The 19,821-nt window shown below is 41.0% G+C and carries 18 protein-coding genes; all 18 read right to left on the bottom strand.

Annotated elements, in window-relative coordinates; all coding sequences use genetic code 11:
- Positions 1-144: 144 nt before the first annotated feature.
- Positions 145-579, bottom strand: a complete 435-nt coding sequence (locus AC1VU3_RS01055) for a YlbF/YmcA family competence regulator (RefSeq protein WP_480388309.1) — start codon at positions 577-579, stop codon at positions 145-147.
- Positions 579-2,117 carry a tRNA (N6-isopentenyl adenosine(37)-C2)-methylthiotransferase MiaB gene (gene miaB / locus AC1VU3_RS01050; RefSeq protein WP_480388308.1) on the bottom strand — a complete coding sequence of 513 codons (1,539 nt, stop codon included), beginning with the start codon at positions 2,115-2,117 and terminating at the stop codon, positions 579-581. The genes AC1VU3_RS01055 and miaB overlap by 1 nt, the downstream gene beginning before the upstream one ends.
- Positions 2,118-2,495: 378 nt before the next feature.
- A complete protein-coding gene (locus AC1VU3_RS01045; protein WP_480388307.1) occupies positions 2,496-2,978 on the bottom strand; it encodes a GyrI-like domain-containing protein in 483 nt (160 codons plus the stop codon).
- A 46-nt stretch (positions 2,979-3,024) separates the two neighbouring features.
- Positions 3,025-3,210, bottom strand: coding sequence for a DUF6199 family natural product biosynthesis protein (locus AC1VU3_RS01040; protein ID WP_482982634.1), 186 nt, complete (start codon positions 3,208-3,210; stop codon positions 3,025-3,027).
- 361 nt (positions 3,211-3,571) lie between these two features.
- Complete coding sequence (locus AC1VU3_RS01035; RefSeq protein ID WP_480388305.1) at positions 3,572-4,438, bottom strand: 2-oxoacid:ferredoxin oxidoreductase subunit beta; 867 nt, start codon at positions 4,436-4,438, stop codon at positions 3,572-3,574.
- A complete protein-coding gene (locus tag AC1VU3_RS01030; protein ID WP_480388304.1) occupies positions 4,425-6,179 on the bottom strand; it encodes a 2-oxoacid:acceptor oxidoreductase subunit alpha in 1,755 nt (584 codons plus the stop codon). The genes AC1VU3_RS01035 and AC1VU3_RS01030 overlap by 14 nt, the downstream gene beginning before the upstream one ends.
- A gap of 227 nt (positions 6,180-6,406) precedes the next feature.
- Entirely contained in the window at positions 6,407-6,673 is a 267-nt protein-coding gene (locus AC1VU3_RS01025) for a stage V sporulation protein S (protein ID WP_480388303.1), read from the bottom strand.
- An 86-nt stretch (positions 6,674-6,759) separates the two neighbouring features.
- Positions 6,760-7,557: a TIGR00282 family metallophosphoesterase gene (locus AC1VU3_RS01020; protein WP_480388302.1), complete on the bottom strand. Its 798-nt coding sequence runs from the start codon at positions 7,555-7,557 to the stop codon at positions 6,760-6,762.
- Positions 7,558-7,645: 88 nt separating this feature from the next.
- The gene (gene rny / locus AC1VU3_RS01015) at positions 7,646-9,214 is read right to left on the bottom strand and encodes a ribonuclease Y (protein ID WP_480388301.1); all 1,569 of its coding nucleotides are present in this window, start codon (positions 9,212-9,214) and stop codon (positions 7,646-7,648) included.
- A gap of 573 nt (positions 9,215-9,787) precedes the next feature.
- Positions 9,788-10,849 (bottom strand): recombinase RecA, encoded by a 1,062-nt coding sequence (recA, locus tag AC1VU3_RS01010; RefSeq protein WP_480388300.1) that lies wholly within the window; start codon positions 10,847-10,849, stop codon positions 9,788-9,790.
- 180 nt (positions 10,850-11,029) lie between these two features.
- Positions 11,030-12,277 carry a competence/damage-inducible protein A gene (locus AC1VU3_RS01005; RefSeq protein WP_480388299.1) on the bottom strand — a complete coding sequence of 416 codons (1,248 nt, stop codon included), beginning with the start codon at positions 12,275-12,277 and terminating at the stop codon, positions 11,030-11,032.
- Positions 12,278-12,291: 14 nt separating this feature from the next.
- On the bottom strand, positions 12,292-12,870 hold the full coding sequence (gene pgsA, locus AC1VU3_RS01000) for a CDP-diacylglycerol--glycerol-3-phosphate 3-phosphatidyltransferase (protein WP_480388418.1): 579 nt from the start codon (positions 12,868-12,870) through the stop codon (positions 12,292-12,294).
- Positions 12,871-12,926: 56 nt separating this feature from the next.
- Positions 12,927-13,787, bottom strand: coding sequence for a helix-turn-helix domain-containing protein (locus tag AC1VU3_RS00995; RefSeq protein ID WP_480388298.1), 861 nt, complete (start codon positions 13,785-13,787; stop codon positions 12,927-12,929).
- A gap of 16 nt (positions 13,788-13,803) precedes the next feature.
- The gene (locus AC1VU3_RS00990; RefSeq protein WP_480388297.1) at positions 13,804-14,610 is read right to left on the bottom strand and encodes a DUF3388 domain-containing protein; all 807 of its coding nucleotides are present in this window, start codon (positions 14,608-14,610) and stop codon (positions 13,804-13,806) included.
- An 834-nt stretch (positions 14,611-15,444) separates the two neighbouring features.
- Positions 15,445-16,176, bottom strand: a complete 732-nt coding sequence (ymfI, locus tag AC1VU3_RS00985; RefSeq protein WP_480388296.1) for an elongation factor P 5-aminopentanone reductase — start codon at positions 16,174-16,176, stop codon at positions 15,445-15,447.
- Positions 16,166-17,467 carry an EF-P 5-aminopentanol modification-associated protein YfmH gene (gene yfmH, locus AC1VU3_RS00980; RefSeq protein WP_482982478.1) on the bottom strand — a complete coding sequence of 434 codons (1,302 nt, stop codon included), beginning with the start codon at positions 17,465-17,467 and terminating at the stop codon, positions 16,166-16,168. The genes ymfI and yfmH overlap by 11 nt, the downstream gene beginning before the upstream one ends.
- The gene (gene yfmF, locus AC1VU3_RS00975) at positions 17,460-18,737 is read right to left on the bottom strand and encodes an EF-P 5-aminopentanol modification-associated protein YfmF (RefSeq protein WP_482982477.1); all 1,278 of its coding nucleotides are present in this window, start codon (positions 18,735-18,737) and stop codon (positions 17,460-17,462) included. Before yfmF ends, yfmH begins: the two co-directional genes overlap by 8 nt.
- A 124-nt stretch (positions 18,738-18,861) precedes the next feature.
- Complete coding sequence (locus AC1VU3_RS00970; protein WP_480388293.1) at positions 18,862-19,821, bottom strand: ABC transporter permease; 960 nt, start codon at positions 19,819-19,821, stop codon at positions 18,862-18,864.

Genomic DNA, 19,821 nt, shown 5'->3' with positions numbered 1-19,821 from the left:
CCTCCCCTTTATATTAGTAAAATACTAATCTTCTCAATTTTAACACAACGTTTTCTCTCTTTGTCAACCAATTGCCTTTATTCTGCAATTTTTCCGCAAAAAAATACACATTTAACTAAATCTAGTCAAATGTGTATGAATTCATTAAGAACAGCTATCTCCAGCTGAATTTCTTACTTTCGAGCCTGTTTCTCCTCTTAGTAAATCTCCACCTGTGTCTTTAATAATATGATTGGTCACGTTATTGGAGATGGAGTTTGCCACCATCTGAAGTAGGCTGTTTACATCACCCTGAGATTGCTTGAACTCTTGAACAACTGGAAGACCGTCAATCTCTTCTTCGATTGCTTCAATTTTTCCTTCAATCATTTTTAACGCCTTTTCTTTTCCAAGATGCTGGAAGTTTACTGCCTGCTTTTGCAAGCTCTTTAGGCTAGCAATTTTTTCACGGACAAATTGGTTTTCGTTTATTTGTGCTTCTGCACGCTTGAAGAAGTCCACCTCTTCTGTGTGTGCAATCATATAAGCAATCTCTCTTGCTTTTTCTAGTATCTCGTCTTTTGTATATTTGGTTGTCATTACATTCCCACCTCTTGACCGATAGATGCTTCTACTAGCTCACCTGTCAGTGACCATGTTTTGGCTTCGGTAATTTTTACTTGCACTAGCTTGCCAATAATATCTTTCGGTCCAACAAAATTCACGAGCTTACTCTTACGAGTGTATCCCGCTAGTACGTTCGGGTTATTTTTACTTTCACCCTCCACAAGTACTTCTACAATTTGTCCTTCATGCTTCTTCATTGCTTCCGCAGACATCTCGTTTACTAAAGCATTTAAGCGCTGCAGGCGTTCCTTTTTCACTTCCATTGGAATATTATCCTTCATTTTTGCAGCAGGCGTTCCTTCACGTGGTGAGTAGATGTACGTGTAGGCAATTTCAAAGCCTACTTCCTTGTAAAGGGATAACGTTTCCTCAAACTGCTCATCTGTTTCATTCGGGAAGCCTACAATAATGTCTGTAGATAGAGAAGCGTTTGGAATTGCAGCTTTAATCTTTCGTACTAGCTCCAGGAACTGCTCCCTTGTATATTTACGAGCCATGATTTTTAGAATATCGGATGATCCTGATTGAACCGGTAAATGTATATGCTCTACCAGGTTACCGCCTTTTGCGAGTACTTCGATTAAATGATCATCAAAGTCTCTTGGATGACTTGTCATAAAACGAATTCTTGCTACATCGATTTTACGTAGCTCGTCCATTAAATCACCGAAACGGAAATCGATATCCTCAAAGTCTTTTCCATACGCATTAACATTTTGTCCTAGCAACGTGATTTCCTGATAGCCTTGAGCAGCAAGCTGACGTACCTCTTGAATGATATCCTCTGGACGACGGCTACGCTCTTTCCCACGTGTATACGGAACGATACAATACGTACAGAACTTGTCACAGCCATACATGATGTTTACCCAAGCTTTAATAGCCCCTTTACGAACTCTTGGAAGGTTTTCAATTACATCCCCTTCCTTCGACCAAACCTCCACGACCATTTCCTTCGATAGGTAAGCCTCTTTTAGGATGTTCGGTAGGCGGTGGATGTTATGAGTTCCGAAAATCATATCCACTTGGTTGTAGGTTTTTAATATTTTATTAACAACAGATTCTTCTTGTGACATACAGCCACAAACCCCGATTAGAAGGTCTGGATTTTCACGACGCAGATGCTTCAAATGACCAAGCTCTCCAAACACTTTGTTCTCCGCATTTTCACGAATTGCACAGGTGTTTAAAAGGATTACGTTGGCATCTTCTACTTTGTCCGTCGGTTCATAGCCTAGTTGCATGAAAATCCCCGCCATGACTTCCGTGTCATGCTCATTCATTTGACAACCATACGTACGAATTAAAAACTTTCGATTTTGCCCCATTCCTTTAAACTCATCCGAAATGGAAAAATCTTTATGGTAAGCAACTGCCTCTTTCCCTCGCTTTTTTGCATCCTTTAAGGAAGGAGGAGTGTAGACAGATTGAAAATATTTGCTATAATCTTTCTCCTCTTTTTTGACAGGAGATTTGATTTGAGTACTTTGTAAACGTGATTCCTCGTTCATAAAAACTCCCCTTTCTATGTTACCGATACTACGCACATCCATCCTATTATACTGAATTGCATAGGACTGTCACAAGGTTTTCAGCTTAAATTTAAATATTTGGACAAATAATGAGGTTTTTTCCATTAGAAAGCGGGGAAAGAAGATGGGTTGGAGAGGAAAAATGACTCCTTAATTGGAGTAAAAATGGTCCACTGGTTACACAGTCTTGACTTTCGCTAGTAAACTGGCTGGAACCGCACGTAACCTTGGGGCGAGCGCTAGTAAGCCTTTTACTACCGCAAGTAACTGAATTCTAAGTGCAAGTATCCTTTCGGAGACCGCACGTATTGGAAACAGCCTGGAAATGCAACTCATTTTTGCAAGCAAAAATGCCTCCTATTCGGAGACATTTTCAATAGGAATGAGAATTTCGACTGTTTCATCAGATGGATTTTCTTGTAGATAAAAAATCTCTATCGGCATGGTTGCCTGCAAATGATTCACCTTTAGATTCTGATCTTCTATCCACTGATAAAGCCTCCCATATGCTTCGCCAATTGTTGCAGCCGTACATTGAATGCTCGCATAAGTCATCTTAGGTAAGGTGAAGCCAATCATGTCGTTTGGCACCTGTGATAAATCATGCACTTCTACACAAGCAAAATAAGTAGCAACGATATCATTGCACATATACGGACTGAATAGTACGGAAGTGCTTATTGCATTGGGAATACTACTCATCTGCTTCTCGAATGCCTGCTGAACGGTAATTGAGGCAGTTGGAAAGTCAGCTGCAAAATTAGCGGTAACCGATGTGCCAACAAGATGAAAGCTTTTTGTTACAGTAGTACATTGGAACATTGCTAGCTGTTCTGTCAAAACGGTCTTCCTCCCTTTCATTCATTTATAAATCTCTATGTTATTCTCACGTTGCAGGAACAAAGTAACTAAGAATATAGCAAGCCCCAACTATCAGTAGAAAGTAACCTAACACTCGATTTATCCCTAAGGCGACGTCACTTGTCTCAGCATTAGAAAATTGCCAGCCTGTTGAAAGAAACCAAATAAATGCAGGAAATTTAACATTTATTAGTCCTGCTAAAAGACACATAATCCCTATAAATATAGACATATTTTCTCCTTGAAGTTATACCATAAAATTTGTTTATACTTGAAAACTTATGTAAAGGGCTTTCAAAAATATTACCCATTTACTATACTATAAAATTGTATTTATTACCATATCAGTAATTTTACTGTAGTTTATTTAGTAGATAAAACTTCTGCAGAACGTGGATAAGAAATGATCCGCCAGATACCAGCTATTGACTTTCGCAAGTAGACCAGTTGGAACCGCACGTATTGGTAGTACCCTGGAAATACAGCCCTTACTAAGAAGCGATGATACCATACAAAAAAGACTGAAGACATCTCTACATTATGCAGAGCTTGTCTTCAGTCCATGTTTTATTTTACATAAATTCTTTCATTAAAATATCAAATTGTTCTTCCGAGATTTTAATATCTTGATCTACAAGTGGCGTTGGTGCATAGCCTGGTACCTGCTCTTGGTAAGAAGGAGCGTTTTCATCTTGATAGATAATCCCTGTTACTAGGCCTTCCTTCTCCATTACTACACGCATTGCTTCCTCGCGATTCGTATTGTCGTAGCCTTCGATATCGGATAGCTTTGTTAAATGCTCTTTGAACCAGTCGTAGGTATTTACTTTGTTGTATGTTACACATGGGCTAAACACGTTGATGAAGGAGAAGCCTTTGTGCTTGATGCCTGCTTCGATAATCGCTGTAAGCTCCTTGATATCTGTCGAGAAGCCTTGCGCTACGAAGGTTGCACCTGAAGTAAGTGCCAATTCTAATGGCTTTAGGGATGGCTCAATTGCTCCACCTGGAGTCGACTTCGTTTTGAAGCCTTCTGCAGAGCGTGGAGAAGTTTGCCCTTTTGTTAAGCCATAGATTTGGTTGTCCATTACGACATATGTTAGGTCGATGTTTCGACGAATCGAATGGATCGTATGTGCAAGCCCGATAGCAAAGCCGTCTCCGTCTCCACCAGAGGCGATGACGTGAAGGTCTTTATTGGCCATCTTCAAGCCTTGTGCAATCGGCAATGCACGTCCATGAATACCATGGAAGCCATATGAATGGATGTATCCAGAAATACGACCAGAACAGCCGATACCAGAGATCACTGCAAGCTCATGCGGCTCGATTCCTACATTTGCAGCTGCACGTTGAATAGCCGCTTGTACGGAGAAGTCACCGCATCCTGGACACCAGTTAGGTTTGACGTTATTTCGAAAATCTTTAAATGTTGCCATCTGTCAGCAACTCCTTTACTTGGTTTGCCAGCTGAATTGGTAAGAATGGCGTACCATCGTATTTTAGAACGCTTAGGATTTTTTGATGTCCTCCTACGTTCATTTTCAAAATGTTTGCAAGCTGACCTGTTGCGTTATTTTCCACCACGAGTACCTTTTTTGCATTGGCAACTAGTGGTTGCATTTCCTCCACTGGAAATGGGTGAATTAGGCGAACATGTGCATGATTCACTTTTACTCCCTGCTCGTTCAGCATTTGCTGTAATTCCTCTAATACCCCTCTTGTGGAGTTGAAGCCGACTAATAGGATGTCAGCCTCCTCGTGAGGTGCGTTCACATAAACTGGCTCTTCAAAATTCACGTAATTTAATTTACGGAAACGCTTGTCCATTTGTGCTTTACGATTAGTCGCTGCCTCTGAAGGCTTACCAGTTTCGTCATGCTCCACCCCTGTTACATGGTGAATGGCATTCTTCATACCTGGAAGAACTCGAGGAGAAACTCCGCTTTCTGTTACCTCGTAGCGCTTAAAGTACCCTTTGTCCTCTACTTCCGGAAGCTCTTCATTTATCACAAGCTGACCGCGACGGATTTCTATCTTGGAATAATCAAAAGGCTCCACTGTTTGCTTTCCTAATGAAAGCTGCAGGTCAGATAAAATGATTACCGGCAACTGAAGCTCCTCCGCGATATTAAAGGCTTGGATTGTGTCATAGAAAGCTTCCTCTCCAGTACTTGGAGCAATTACTACCTTTGGAATTTCCCCATGTGTACCGTAAATCATCTGCATTAAATCGGATTGCTCTTGCTTTGTCGGCAATCCAGTGGATGGACCTCCACGCTGTGTGTCAATAATAACAAGCGGCTGCTCCGTCATACCGGAAAGACCGATTGCTTCCATCATCAACGACAGCCCTGGACCTGCAGATGCAGTGAATGCACGTACTCCACCATAGTTAGAGCCGATTGCCATTGTTGCTGCTGCAATCTCATCCTCTGTCTGGATTACAGCTCCCCCAACTAGTGGAAGCTTTTTAATCATGTACTCCATGATTTCCGATGCCGGTGTAATCGGGTATGCAGCCATAAAACGTGAACCCGCAGCAAGTGCACCTAGTGCAATCGCGTCGTTTCCGATCATGAATAAGCGTCTCTTGCCGTCTGCAGGAGCTAGCTCCCACTCCCCTTGGCGGCCGCCAAGCTGAGTTGCCATAATTTCAAAGCCCTTTAGAATGGCCTGCATATTTTTTTCTACTACCTCTTGTCCCTTTTTACCAAAGATTTCATCCACCACGTCTTGGAATACCTCTTTGTTTAGGTTTATTAAAGCAGCTGTTGCACCAATAGCCACCATGTTTTTCATGAGGGATGTGCCTAGCTCAGCTGCTATTTCAGTAAACGGTATTGCATATAAAGGTGCAACACAGTCCTCTGGTGCAACTGGATTAAATTTCGCATCCGCTAGGATGATACTGCTTTCTGTAAGCTCTTTATAGTTTACGTCAATCGTTTCCTGATCGAACGCTACAAGTATATCTAAGTTATCTGGAATGATTCGAACTTGGGTCGGTCTTACACATATTTTATTGTTTGTGTGGCCACCCTTTATTCGAGAAGAAAAATGTCGATAGCCGTAAAGGTAATAACCAAGGCGGTTCATCGCCATTGAAAAAATTTCCCCTGTACTTTCAATTCCTTCTCCTTGCTGCCCTCCTACTTTCCAAGAAAGCTGTTGCAACATATAAACATCTCCTTACCTTCTGGTTAAATGCTTTTTCCCTTCATAAGTTTATCACGAAGTGGTGGGATTCACTATGTATTCCCTATATATTTCTAGAAAATCAGACCTTTGACGGAAACCTGGCGTCACAATTCCTTCAGAATTCGACACAACAAGAAGTCGCTACTAGTGTTAGTAGCGACTTAAGAGCTTATTCATAGTAATAAAACCCTGGTCAGATTTCTAGTTTATTTTGTTTTCTTTTCTACTAAAAGCTTTAAAGCCGTTCTATCTTCACCAGAGATAATAATATCGGTGAATGCTGGAGAGCATGTTAAGTCTGTACCACTAGGTGCGACAAAGCCTCTTGCAATCGCAATTGCTTTAATCGCCTGATTTAAAGCACCAGCTCCTACTGCCTGCATTTCTGCATATCCTTGATCTCTGATTACTGCTACTAGTGCACCCGCAACGGAATTGGGGTTTGAACGAGAAGATACTTTTAAAGAATCCACTATCATTTCTCCTTTTATCGCTATATTTATGAACTTGCATTTGTTCATAACCTAACTTATGCAGGAGAACCATTATTTAGACTTTTCTATCCCTGAAACGGATAATCTTCATTAATATAAATACGCTCTTGGTGAATAGCCTTGCCTGTTTGATTGTCCACCTCTACGAAGAAGCCGCTAAGGACCTCTCTCCCACTCTTCGGAACCTCAAAGCGTGTTGGCATATTCGTTTGAAAGCGATAGAGGACATCCTCTTTTTTCATTCCTAGGACGCCATCATATGGACCTGTCATCCCTACATCTGTGATATAAGCCGTTCCCTTTGGAAGGATACGAGAATCAGCAGTCTGCACATGTGTATGTGTCCCTACAACGACCGATACTTCCCCATCTAAGTGCCAGCCAAAGGCAATTTTTTCACTGGTCGCTTCCGCGTGAAAATCAACGAAAATGATAGGAGACACCTTCTTCGCTTCCTCTACAAGCTCTGTAGCCTTTTGAAAAGGATCATCAAAGGGAGGTAGAAAGGTTCTACCATGCATATTGATGACAGAAATCGTATGACCATTTTTGGTGATAGTGGTCATTCCTTTTCCGGGTGCTTCTGGAGAGAAGTTGGCTGGTCGGATTAAATAATCCGTATCATCAATAAAGTCCATGATTTCTTTTTGGTCCCATGTATGATTTCCCATTGTTACGACATCCACTCCCATGTGAAGCAGAGAGTTGAAGATATTTTTGGTAATCCCACGACCCGCAGCTGCATTTTCTCCATTTGCAATCACTACATCTGGCTGGTACTTTCTTTTCAGTCTTGGCAAGTAGCTCTCTAGCGTATCTCTCCCGATCGAGCCTACTATGTCACCAATAAATAATATTTTCATGTTTTCAAACGCCCTTTCACAAAAAAAAGGCTTCTTTTACGAAGCCATTCAATCAAAACAGATTGTATAAATGAGTAATTATTTTTTATTATTTTGCGTATTCTACCGCTCTAGTTTCTCTGATTACTGTAACCTTGATGTGACCTGGATAATCGAGCTCTTCTTCGATACGCTTACGGATATCTCTTGCCAAACGATGGGCTGTTAAATCATCAATTTGGTCTGGACGTACCATAATACGAATCTCTCTACCAGCTTGAATAGCGAAGGATTTTTCTACTCCATCATAGGATTCTGAAATTTCCTCTAGCTTTTCCAAACGACGAATATAGTTCTCCAGTGTTTCACTTCTTGCTCCCGGTCTTGCTGCTGATAATGCATCAGCTGCTGCAACTAATACGGCAATAACAGAGGTAGCCTCTGTATCTCCGTGGTGGGAGGCAATACTATTAATAACCACTGGATGTTCTTTATACTTTGTAGCAAGCTCTACACCAATTTCCACGTGGCTTCCTTCTACTTCATGGTCTATTGCTTTCCCAATATCATGAAGTAAGCCAGCTCGTCTTGCAAGTGTTACATCCTCTCCTAACTCAGCAGCTAGCAGTCCTGCTAAATATGCTACCTCGGTAGAATGCTTTAATACGTTTTGTCCATAGCTTGTACGATAGCGTAGACGTCCTAGAATTTTAATGAGGTCTGGATGTAAATTGTGAATACCGATGTCAAACGTCGTTTGCTCACCGATTTCACGGATTTGCTCATCCACTTCTCTTCTAGACTTTTCAACCATTTCTTCGATACGTGCAGGGTGAATACGTCCGTCCTGTACTAATTTTTCCAGTGCCAGGCGGGCAGTTTCTCTCCTGATTGGATCAAATCCTGATAGAATAACAGCTTCCGGTGTGTCATCAATGATTAAATCAATACCAGTCAATGTTTCTAGCGTACGAATATTACGTCCCTCACGGCCGATAATTCGTCCCTTCATCTCATCGTTTGGTAAGTTAACAACAGAAACGGTTGTCTCTGCCACATGATCCGCTGCAAAGCGTTGTAATGCAAGTGACAGAATTTCTCTAGCTTTCTTATCAGCTTCTTCTTTTGCTCTTGTTTCGGATTCCTTCGTCATCACAGCAATGTCTGTTGCAAGTTCATTTTCCACCTCTTGAAGAATGATGTTTCTTGCCTCTTCACGAGTAAGTGTGGAAATACGTTGAAGCTCGCTCTGCTGCTTGCCAAGTAATTCGTCCACTTCGCTTTCCTTCTGTTCGATATGCTGTTGTCTTTGCGTTAGAGCATCATCTTTACGCTCAAGGCTTATTTCTCTCTTGTTTAGAGCATCATCCTTACGATCAAGATTCTCTTCTCTTTGTAATAACCGATTTTCCTGTTTTTGCAGTTCCATACGGCGTTCACGGATGTCAGATTCAGCTTCCATTCGTAATTGGTGAGTTTCATCTTTGGCTTCTAATAGTGCTTCTTTTTTCAATGCCTCTGCTTCACGCTTTGCGTCTTCCAAGATAAGTGCAGAGGTTTGTTTTGCACCAGTCACTTTTGAATCGTTCACTTTTTTCAGATATAAATAACCAACAAAAGAACCAACAACGGCACCGACAAGAAGTCCAAGCAAAGCGGGAATGATAATATCAGTCATTCGAACACCCCCTATTGCTATTTAAGTTTCAGTCGGTACATACATGCAATGCTAATGCATTTTTGTACAGCGTTTTATTCATTCAATAAAAGAAATTATACAATTTTAATTGTATAGATGTAGAAATACTCTGTCAAGGAATCGAGAAGAATATTCTTTCCGACAATAAAAGATTTATACTCCGTAATTTCCTGCTAGATAAGGTATCTATAGCTATTCTATCAAATTAGGAAAAGAAAAAGGTCTCCCAAAATATGAGAGACCTTCCTGTTATTCGGTTCTTCCCTATAAGATATGGTTGATCTCCGTTTTGGCTGGACGCTTTCCTGGGGGCGCGGCTCCAACTAAATTGTTTCGGATGCTTCCGAAACAATTGGATTTTCCGCACGCGCTTTATCCCCTAGGAGTCGCCAGCCGACACTTCAATCAACTTTTTCTTTTATAAGTCATCCCTAACTTATGGTGAAGAACCCGTTTATACAGATTTTTACCATACAACGGAAATTGAATTCCGTTCTAGTCTTTCACCTTTCGTACCAATATCCTACTAAACTTCATAATCGAAGCAAACTATTATTTATCATCAAGAAGTAGCTCAAATTCCTCTTCGTCTTCCTCTTCGTGTGCAGCAATTGTAAAGGAACCAGCTGCCATTCCAAGAGATTCACGAATTTTAGTTGCAATTTCGTTCTTAATAGATGGATTTTCTTTTAAGAACTGCTTCGCGTTTTCACGTCCTTGACCAATACGCTCTTCATTATACGCATACCAAGAACCGCTTTTTTGGATAATATCAAAATCAGAGGCCATATCGACGATTTCGCCCTCTTGTGAGATACCTTCTCCGTACATAATATCCACTTCTGCTGTCTTGAATGGCGGAGCAACCTTGTTTTTCACAATCTTGATCTTTGTTTTGTTACCAATAATGTCTGTACCTTGCTTAATAGCTTCCGCACGTCTTACCTCTAGTCGAACAGAGCTATAGAACTTTAGGGCACGACCTCCTGGTGTAACCTCAGGGTTTCCGAACATTACCCCTACCTTTTCACGAATTTGGTTGATAAAGATAGCAATTGTATTAGATTTATGGATGACACCTGAAAGCTTACGTAGCGCCTGAGACATCAAACGTGCTTGAAGCCCGATATGAGAGTCTCCCATTTCTCCTTCAATTTCTGCTTTTGGTACTAACGCTGCTACTGAGTCAATAACGATAATCTCAACAGCACCACTACGAACAAGCGCTTCAGCAATCTCAAGGGCTTGCTCTCCTGTATCTGGTTGAGATAAAAGTAATTCGTCAATATTTACACCTAATTTTTGTGCATAGACAGGGTCAAGCGCATGCTCTGCATCGATAAATGCAGCTTGTCCGCCTGTTTTTTGTATCTCGGCTATTGCATGAAGTGCTACCGTTGTTTTACCTGAGCTTTCAGGACCATATATTTCAATAATACGACCACGTGGATAGCCGCCTATACCTAGTGCTGCATCTAACGCAAGAGAACCACTGGAGGAAGTGGAGATTTCACGATCTGTTTTTTCTCCAAGCTTCATAACAGAACCTTTCCCAAACTGTTTCTCTATTTGTTTTAAAGCCATTTCTAACGCTGCTTTGCGATCATTAGCCAAATGTATTTCCTCCTAGAAACTATCATTTTTTTTACTAACTTTAGTATACTCGGTTTCTGAGAAATATTCAAGAAAAAAGCGAACGTTTATTCGTTTATTTTTCTCGACAATACTATTGTGTGTGCAAAAAACGACCCAAAATGGAATTCTGAGCCGTTTTTCGTTAAAAAATAACTTTTGTCATAATCCTTCTTCACGCAATAGCCGAATGAGGTATTGTATGGTGAATTTTACTGTTCTCAGCCTGTTTGTATTGCGCATTCCCGAAAGGTTAAGCTTATAGGATAGTAGCTTTTCTTTGAACGCTATCCCTATCCACACGGTTCCTGCCGGCTGGTCACCATGGCCATCTGGTCCAGCAGCACCGGTTATCCCGACACCGATATCTGTCTTAAATACTTCTTTTACGCAAGAAGCCATTTCCTCCGCAACCTCGCTGGAAACGACACTAAACTGTTCAATTGTTTCTGCCTTGACACCAAGCTGGTTTATTTTTACTTCTTCTGTATAAGTAATCATCCCACCGCTTAAGGCTACTCCCATTCCAGGAACGGAAGCAAGCTCCGATTGGAAAAGACCAGCCGTCATGCTTTCGGCAGCGGAAATAGTTAATTCATTTTCAATTAACAAATCTCTTAGCTTAGAAGCCAAGGACTCGTTATTGTAGCCATATACATATTTTCCTACTCTGTTGAGGATTTCTCCTTGAAGCTGCTCAATCAGCTTCCATGCTTCCTCCTCCGAGCGGCTTTTCGCTGTCAGTCGGAGCGTCACCTCACCGTCGGATGCCAGTGGAGCAATGGTAGGATTCGTTTGATTGTCCAATAAATCCTGAACCTTCGTTTCAAGTTCCGCTTCTCCAATTCCATAGAATCGCATCACGTGTGATAAAATAATCGTCTCTTCATCACCTAGAAGCTTTGGTAATAATGGTTTTGCCTCAAATTGAAACATTGGTTCTAGTTCACTAGGAGGTCCAGGAAGCAAGAGGTATGTATGAGAATCGGTAGAAACTAGCATACCAGGTGCCATCCCATGCTTATTCTCCAGTACTGTCGAGCCTTCAAATACAAGAGCCTGTTTCTTGTTGTTCTCGGTCATCTCTCGGCCAGCACGCTTAAAAAAATCTTCGATATAACGAATGGCGTTTTGGTCGAGCACCAGCTCCCTGTTCAAGTGCTTTGCAATGGTTTCTTTCGTTAAATCGTCCTTTGTGGGACCTAAACCACCTGAAAAAATTAACAGATCTGCACGATCCTCTGCGATTTTAATCGCCTCTAATAAACGCTGAGGATTATCTCCAACAGCAGTGTGATAGAAAACATCGATACCTAACTCTGCTAAATGCGAGGAGATGAAGCGCGCATTTGTGTTTGCGATTTGCCCGAGTAACAGTTCCGAGCCAACTGCCAGTATTTCTGCTTTCATTAAAAACTTCCTTCCTACTTAGAGTCTAGTAATACTCTTCGATTGATATAGAAATAATCAAAACCAGACCATAGAGTGAAGAAGAGGCAAACATATAGCATGATCATGTCAAATGGAATTCCAAACATCTCGAAGAATACATTCCCTAGTAATAAAGAAGAGATTGCAATTATTTGGGTCCACATTTTAATTTTCCCTAGTTGGTTTGCCGCTACAACTTCACCACCGCCCGCTAAAATAAGGCGTAATCCGGTTACAGCAAACTCTCTGCTGATAATAAGTATTACTACCCAAGCTGGAGCCATTCCAAACTGGACTAAAATAATTAATGCCGCAGAAACTAGTAGCTTATCGGCAAGTGGATCTAAAAATTTTCCCATGTTTGTTACTAAGTTATGCTTTCTTGCGTAGTAGCCATCGATAAAATCGGTAATCGAAGCAATAATGAAAATGATGGCTCCGATTAAGTGCCCAACCGGAATTGTAGCGCCTAGGAAGGAAACATCTCCCCAGTTGAAGTCCACCAGCATAAAAATCATAAAGATTGGAATTAAAAATATACGAAACAACGAAATTTGGTTTGGAATGTTCATATTCATTTCAGTAAAGCTCCCTTCATTTTCAAACAAAATAGCCATCTAATCGATGACTATTTGTTGAACTGTATTACTAAGTTTTGTGGTGTTCTTTCAGTTGGAAATTCAACTAGCTCATCATTAATATATACGCTGCTACCTGGCACATAACCAACCCTAACAGTAATCTCTGTGTATTGGCTTACGTCTAGCTCATAAGAAGAGCCCGCTTCCACAGCTGCATCGTATAAGGAATTACCAGCTTGGTCTCGCAGCGTTAACCATGTACGGTCTTTCGCGTCTACCTTCAATTGATAAGTATCGGCCCCAGTAATTTGATAAGTAGTTGTAACTCCCTCTGTGTTCACCATAGTCATCGCCTGTTCTTGGACAGGCTCCTCTTCCACTGGCTCTTCTTGCTCAACAGGCTCTTCCTCGTCTGGTTGTTCTTGTTCAACCGGTGTAGAAGAAGGAGGAGGATTATTTGTTTGATACGTAAGTGCTGGGTCGTTCTCTACCACATCACTATCATCTTGTGGAGCACTCTGTTTAAGCGTCCAAACAATGACTATGATAGCGATGATGAACAAAGCGACTATTACCATTGGGAAGATTTCCATAAATCTACCTGAAGACCTTCTGCCAAGCGTTCTTCTAGAAGGAGTGACAGGAATATTTTTCGTCACCTCTTCGTTTGATGGAGAAGGAACCTCTGAGCGATAAGTTTCCAATAGCTCATCGCCATTCAGTCCTACCGCTTCTGCATATTGCTTAATAAATGCACGAACATAGAAAGATCCTGGCATAGTAGCATAATTACCTTCTTCGATACTTGCCAGATATCTTTTTTGGATTTTTGTTATTTCTTGAAGGTCATCAATACTATATCCTTTTGCCAATCTCGCTTCCTTCAAGCGAGCGCCAAGTTCTGTCAATTAAAACACCTACCCGTTAAAAATTAAAGCCTCCGAATCCTCCAAAATCATTCATCCCTCTATTAGACATGCCATGATTTTTCTCAAGCATTTCATAAGTGATTTCCTCATCTGGAGTATGGCGAAGCTCAATAATATAATCAAAATCATCGATAGAATACTCAGAGTGCTGAACAAACATATCGGGATGCTCCACTACCTTAATGGTAGGCATTCTCATCATTTCACGTACTAGCTGCAAGTGCTTCTCATCATTCGATTTCCTTGTTACAATTCCATCTAGAATGAAGATATTGCGATCACTAAATTCATCTCCAGCCAGCTGACTTCTAATGGTCTGTTTGATCATAGTAGAGGATAGGAAAATCCATTTTTTATTGGCGCATACGCTAGCTGCTACTACCGACTCCGTTTTACCTACCCTAGGCATCCCTCGAATACCGATTAACCTATGCCCGTCCTTTTTAAAAATCTCTGCCATGAAGTCTACCAAAAGCCCAAGCTCGTCTCGAACGAAACGAAACGTTTTTTTGTCGTCTGCATCTCGTTGTATGTATCGCCCATGTCGAACCGCCAACCGATCACGAAGCTTAGGCTCTCTAAACTTGGTTAAGTGGATGGTTTCCATTGTAGAAATGATATGTTCAAAGCGCTCGATGCTTTCTTTCTTTTCGGACTTTATTAGCATACCCCTTCGTCCTTCATCCACACCATTAATGGTGACAATATTAACACGAAGCATTCCAAGAAGAGAAGAAATGTCCCCTAAAAGTCCAGGACGATTTATTTGAATCTCGTATTCAAAAAACCATTCATAAGCCATGATGTTTCCTCCCTACTTAGAGACGTTAACCTAGTCTGATTAGTTCTATCATATATGATTTTTTGTTCAAATAAAAGGAAAAAAGAAAAGACAGAGAGATTATCTATTATACTGCAACCCTACTCAGTTTTTCTATCCTACGTTTTAGACAATTTTAGATTTAGTTACCAAAATACGGGTTGGCATCGACACCTAGCACAAATAACTACAGGATATCATGTAAGCAGCAGCGCCAGATTACTGGTATTACTGGCCATGCAGTTGAGCATTCAAGTTTTTTATACCCTAATTTGTTAATGATAGACAAAAATATAGATAAAAATAAAAGATTGGCGGCTTCTGAAGTTGTATGGAATTAGTAGGAAAGAATCAAAAAGTTCGGTTGATTGGGAGATAAATGGTAATACGTGTGGTTGTGGCTGTGTTACTTGCGGTTCGTCATAGTTTACTTGCGCGCCGGCTGACTTTTCTTGCGATGAGCTACCCTTTACTTACGATGCTCCCCATGTTACTTGCGATTGTCAAGCTGAAGTCTCCCTAGTTGAGGTCGATTCCTTTTTAACATATCGTCCCTTAAAATTTAGTTGCACTTTCTCCTGATTTATTTGCTATTTCCGTCAGTTCAGTTGCACTTCCCACCATTTTAGTTGCGCTAATAGCAGTTTTAGTTACAAAACGGAATATAATGGTAAATAATCAAACCCCTCCCTTTAACAAATAGTAATTATAACTCAGCAGATTACTCACGTTTATCATCCAACCCACTCTTCCCCTTCAAAAGCTTGCCTCTCTAAAAAAGGATTCAACCCAATAATCAGGTTGAATCCTTCACTATTACATATACCAGCCGCCGTTCACTCGGATTATTTGCCCGGTGATATAGCTTGCTTTTTCGCTCACTAGGAAGGCAATCATATCTGCTACGTCTTGGGGAGTACCAAACTTTCCAGCCGGTATCTCCTCTAACAATAGCTGACGTGATTCTTCATCTATATGCGCATTCATCTTTGTGTCAATAAAACCAGGGGCCACGACATTCACCGTTGTATTTTCCAATGCCGTTTCCTTGGCATATGCCTTTACAAAAGCATGCTGTGCGCCTTTAGCTGCAGAATAGGCAACCTCATAGGAGGCTCCGGTTTCTCCCCAGATAGAGCCTACAAAGATGATGGAGCTATGCTCTTGTTTGCGAAGCTTGGAGGATAGCTTGGCAATTAACAGCATCGGATGCTCAACATGGACTTGGAATAGGGAACGAATTTCGTCTGCCGTCGTTTCCTCTAAGCTTTTGTATAGGCTTTGTCCCTGGGCAAATATAACAGAACGCACAGAGAAAAGAGAGCTGGCCAATCTTTCGACAGAAGCTGCATCTAACAGATCTGCTTGGACAGGGATAAATTCTTGATCTGGATACGTGGTTTGGAGCGTAAAGACCAGCTCCGTAATACGCTCCTCATTACTGGAGTAATGCAGGTAGAGAGACCAGCCTGCTTCGGCAAGTGTAGTACTTGTAGCAAGTCCTATCTCCCCTGATGCGCCCATTACTAGTGCAAATTTATTTGTCATCGGATTTCGACGGAACTATTTTAAAGATGGTATGCGTTTCTTCCTCTTTAAAAGGTTCAAAGGCATTTTTTACTTGCTCCATTGTCAGCTTTTCAAGGGCAGGCACTACGTCGAATAAATTCATTTGATTAAACGAGTAACGAGTGAACTGATTTGCAATATATTCAATGGAATTAAGCGCTCTTAGGAAATGACCGATTTTACGGCGAGTGATTCGCTTTAAATCTGCTTCTGTAAAATGCCATTCCGCTGTATGCTTGTTAATCGCTTCTTTAATTTTCTTCGCGAGCTCATCTGGGTTAGAAGAATCAGACCCAATCATGGTAAAGCCGTAGCCCTTCTCCATTTGAAAGTCCGCACTATACGACTCATCAATCAAACCAGCCTCGTACACCTCTTGATAGAAGCTAGATGTTCTACCGAAGATCATTTCAATTGCCACCTGCATTGCAAGCTCATATTGCAGCATTTCATCTCCGGAAATATTCACATTGTTTGATTTGACCCCATAAATCATTTTAGCTTTTTGAACATCCATTTTTAAGGTACGTTCTCTTTCAGCAACTCCACTTTGCTCCTCAGGATAGAATCGTTTAATGTCCTGTGGCTCTTTAAAATCCTTGGAAGCTTGGTTTTCTTTCACAAACTCCATCATTTGTTCAGGATTTACCGCACCAACTACAAATAGCACCATATTGGATGGGTGATAGAAGGTGTTATAGCATTCATACAGATGCTCCGCTGTAATGTGGCTAATGGACTCTATCGTACCAGCAATGTCGATTCGTACTGGATGCTCTTTGTACATATTCTCAATTGCACCGAAGTACAAGCGCCAATCTGGTTGATCATCATACATCGTGATTTCTTGCCCGATGATTCCCTTTTCCTTTTCCACCGTCTTTTCAGTGAAATATGGCTCCTGCACAAAGTCTAAAAGGGTTTTCGTATTATCCAAAATGTTATCAGTGGAAGAGAAAAGGTAAGCTGTTCTCGTGAAGGATGTAAATGCATTGGCAGATGCCCCTTTTTCACTGAACTGCTGGAACACATCCCCGTCTTCCTTTTCAAACATTTTATGCTCTAAGAAGTGGGCAATCCCGTCCGGCACTGTCACTGGCTCTTCTTTCCCTAGCGGAATAAATTCACGGTCAATAGATCCATAATTTGTTGTAAAGGTCACATAGGTTTTAGAGAATCCTTTTTTAGGCAAAATATAAACATTCAGACCGTTTGGAAGCTTCTCGTGATATAGGGTTTCTTCTAGCTGTTCAAAATATGTTTTATTCATTGTCCGACCCCTCCTTGCCTGATAGAAGATATACAAATTCTTTTTCAATTGTTGAGGCCATCTCTTGAATTTGTTCTTTCGTTACATCCGCCCATTTTTCAGACCAGCCTTCGACAGAGAAATCTTCGTCGACTTCCTTGTATTGGTCATAAATCTCAATTTGGGCTCTTGGAGAGTCAAACGCTTCCTTCAGCTGGTTTTTCAGCATAGATTTCGTTTGATTCAGCTCTAAATCAGAGATTTCTCCTGCCTGAACCGCCTTTAACTGCTCGTCAATCAGCTTCACTGCTTTTTCCTGAAGGGAAGCATCAATTCCTGCTATAACAAAAATTCGTCCGTAAAGAGAAGAAAAGCTACTAGAAGCATAATAAGCCATGCTTTCCTTTTCACGCACATTCATGAAAATTTTTGAATGGGCAAAGCCACCTAAAATACCATTTGTCAGCTGCATGATTGGAAAATCTTTTGAATAGAAGGTTACTGGCGTACGGTAAGATATATGAAGCTTCCCTTGCTTCATCTCTTGCTTTTCATGTAGAAAATCCTTTTGTGTAGCTCCTTCTGGGCTTTCCGTCTCCTGTTTTAAATCAACCTTTCTACCTGGGAAGGAGAAATGCTCTTTAATTTTCGTTTTCATTTCCTCTACATCCACATCGCCTACCACATAGATGGATAGTGCATCCTGGTTAAGTAAGCTTTGGTGCATATCTACCAGCTGCTCGTTCGTAACGGCTTCCACCGCCTTCACAGACCCATTCGCATTGATAGAAGCAGGATGATTGGGAAGAATATTTTCTAATAGTCGCTGCTGTGCATATCTTGTTTTATCATCATACATCGATTGAATTCTCTCGATAACCTGTTCTTTTTCACGTTTTACAATGGAAGGGACAAATTTGCCATCCTCTAGTAAAGGGTTAAAGATTACGGTATGTAGTAAATCAAATACTTCATCGACCACTTTTTCATTGGACAGATAAGCATCATTCACTGTTTCTGCGTTCAATGAAAAAATATGGTGGCTTCCCTTCTTCGCTGTATCAAAATATAGTACCGCCCCATATAGGTCATCAAGCTTTTTTCGGAAGTCCGCGTTGGAAGGATATTTGGCATTGCTGTACTGTAAAACATTGGCTAGCACTGCTCGTATAGCTGCACTCTCCTCCTGAAGCGATTGCTTCCACTTAAAAGAAATGTTAATCGTCTTAAATTGATCAGTAGGTCGTATATAGAGCTTTACGCCTTCTTCTAAATCGAATTGCTGAAACATATATCTTCCCCCTTTTTTCCGTAGTTTTACACATATACCTATTCACTATACATCTTCTAATTATATCAGCACAAATAAAAAGGGACCAACGAATCGGTCCCTTTTAGCTAATTATCAAATATGATTAACGTTTTCCTTTGATATAAGGAATACCACTTGCTTTTGGTGCGTAAGCTTTTCCAATAAATCCAGCCACCGCTAAAATCGTAAGCGCATATGGAAGGATATACAATACGTAGCTCGGAACTTTCTCAATATATGGAATTTGTCCGCCTACAATACTTAAAGCTTGTGCTAATCCAAAGAATAAGGCAGCTCCTAATGCACCTAGTGGATGCCATTTACCGAAAATCATTGCTGCAAGTGCCATGAATCCTTGTCCATTGATCGTTGTGTGAGAGAATTCTGCTGAAATAGCCTGAGAATAAGCTGCACCACCGATACCTGCAAGCATACCAGAAAGTATTACTGCTATATAGCGCATTTTTGTGACATTGACACCCATTGTATCTGCTGCCATTGGGTGTTCCCCAACCGCACGAAGGCGTAAACCGAATGGTGTTTTATAAATAACAAACCAAGCAATGATAGCAACAGCGAAGGCTAAAATGGATGTCCAGTATACATCCTTAAATAGCATCGGCCCAAGGAATGGAATGTTCTCTAAGAATGGAATATCAAAGCGAATAAAACGCTCTTGAATATAATCTGTTTGCCCTTTACCGTAAATCATTTTTACAGAGAATAACGCTATTGCTATACCAAGCATGTTAATCGCAACCCCAGAGATGGTTTGATCCGCTCTGAAGGAAATAGAGGCAACCGCATGCATTACAGAGAATAACCCTGAAACTAGCATTGCTGCGATAAGCGCTACGAATGGGGTAGAAGCCCCAAATGTATCCACAAATGTAAGGTTGAAAACAATCCCGACAAAAGCACCCATCACCATGAGTCCTTCTAGCCCAATGTTTACTACACCAGAACGTTCGGAGAACACTCCACCAATTGCAGTAAATACTAGTGGAGCAGCGTAGAATATGGCAGCGGGAACTATGAAATATAAGACTTCTAAAAAGCTCAT

It is taken from the genome of Psychrobacillus sp. Z16_25 (assembly GCF_056856695.1).
This window is presented reverse-complemented; position numbering and strand designations above follow the sequence as displayed.

What these genes read in the sequence shown, in the direction of transcription:
- yfmH (WP_482982478.1), bottom strand. Translation starts at nt 17,467, where the DNA reads ATGAATAAAACATATTTTGAACAGCTAGAAGAAACCCTATATCACGAG.
- rny (WP_480388301.1), bottom strand. Translation starts at nt 9,214, where the DNA reads ATGACTGATATTATCATTCCCGCTTTGCTTGGACTTCTTGTCGGTGCC.
- AC1VU3_RS01005 (WP_480388299.1), bottom strand. Translation starts at nt 12,277, where the DNA reads ATGAAAGCAGAAATACTGGCAGTTGGCTCGGAACTGTTACTCGGGCAA.
- AC1VU3_RS01035 (WP_480388305.1), bottom strand. Translation starts at nt 4,438, where the DNA reads ATGGCAACATTTAAAGATTTTCGAAATAACGTCAAACCTAACTGGTGT.
- AC1VU3_RS00970 (WP_480388293.1), bottom strand. Translation starts at nt 19,821, where the DNA reads ATGAGCTTTTTAGAAGTCTTATATTTCATAGTTCCCGCTGCCATATTC.
- AC1VU3_RS00990 (WP_480388297.1), bottom strand. Translation starts at nt 14,610, where the DNA reads ATGGCTTATGAATGGTTTTTTGAATACGAGATTCAAATAAATCGTCCT.
- pgsA (WP_480388418.1), bottom strand. Translation starts at nt 12,870, where the DNA reads ATGAACATTCCAAACCAAATTTCGTTGTTTCGTATATTTTTAATTCCA.
- AC1VU3_RS01040 (WP_482982634.1), bottom strand. Translation starts at nt 3,210, where the DNA reads ATGTGTCTTTTAGCAGGACTAATAAATGTTAAATTTCCTGCATTTATT.
- yfmF (WP_482982477.1), bottom strand. Translation starts at nt 18,737, where the DNA reads ATGTTTCAGCAATTCGATTTAGAAGAAGGCGTAAAGCTCTATATACGA.
- ymfI (WP_480388296.1), bottom strand. Translation starts at nt 16,176, where the DNA reads ATGACAAATAAATTTGCACTAGTAATGGGCGCATCAGGGGAGATAGGA.
- AC1VU3_RS01030 (WP_480388304.1), bottom strand. Translation starts at nt 6,179, where the DNA reads ATGTTGCAACAGCTTTCTTGGAAAGTAGGAGGGCAGCAAGGAGAAGGA.
- AC1VU3_RS01055 (WP_480388309.1), bottom strand. Translation starts at nt 579, where the DNA reads ATGACAACCAAATATACAAAAGACGAGATACTAGAAAAAGCAAGAGAG.
- AC1VU3_RS01020 (WP_480388302.1), bottom strand. Translation starts at nt 7,557, where the DNA reads ATGAAAATATTATTTATTGGTGACATAGTAGGCTCGATCGGGAGAGAT.
- miaB (WP_480388308.1), bottom strand. Translation starts at nt 2,117, where the DNA reads ATGAACGAGGAATCACGTTTACAAAGTACTCAAATCAAATCTCCTGTC.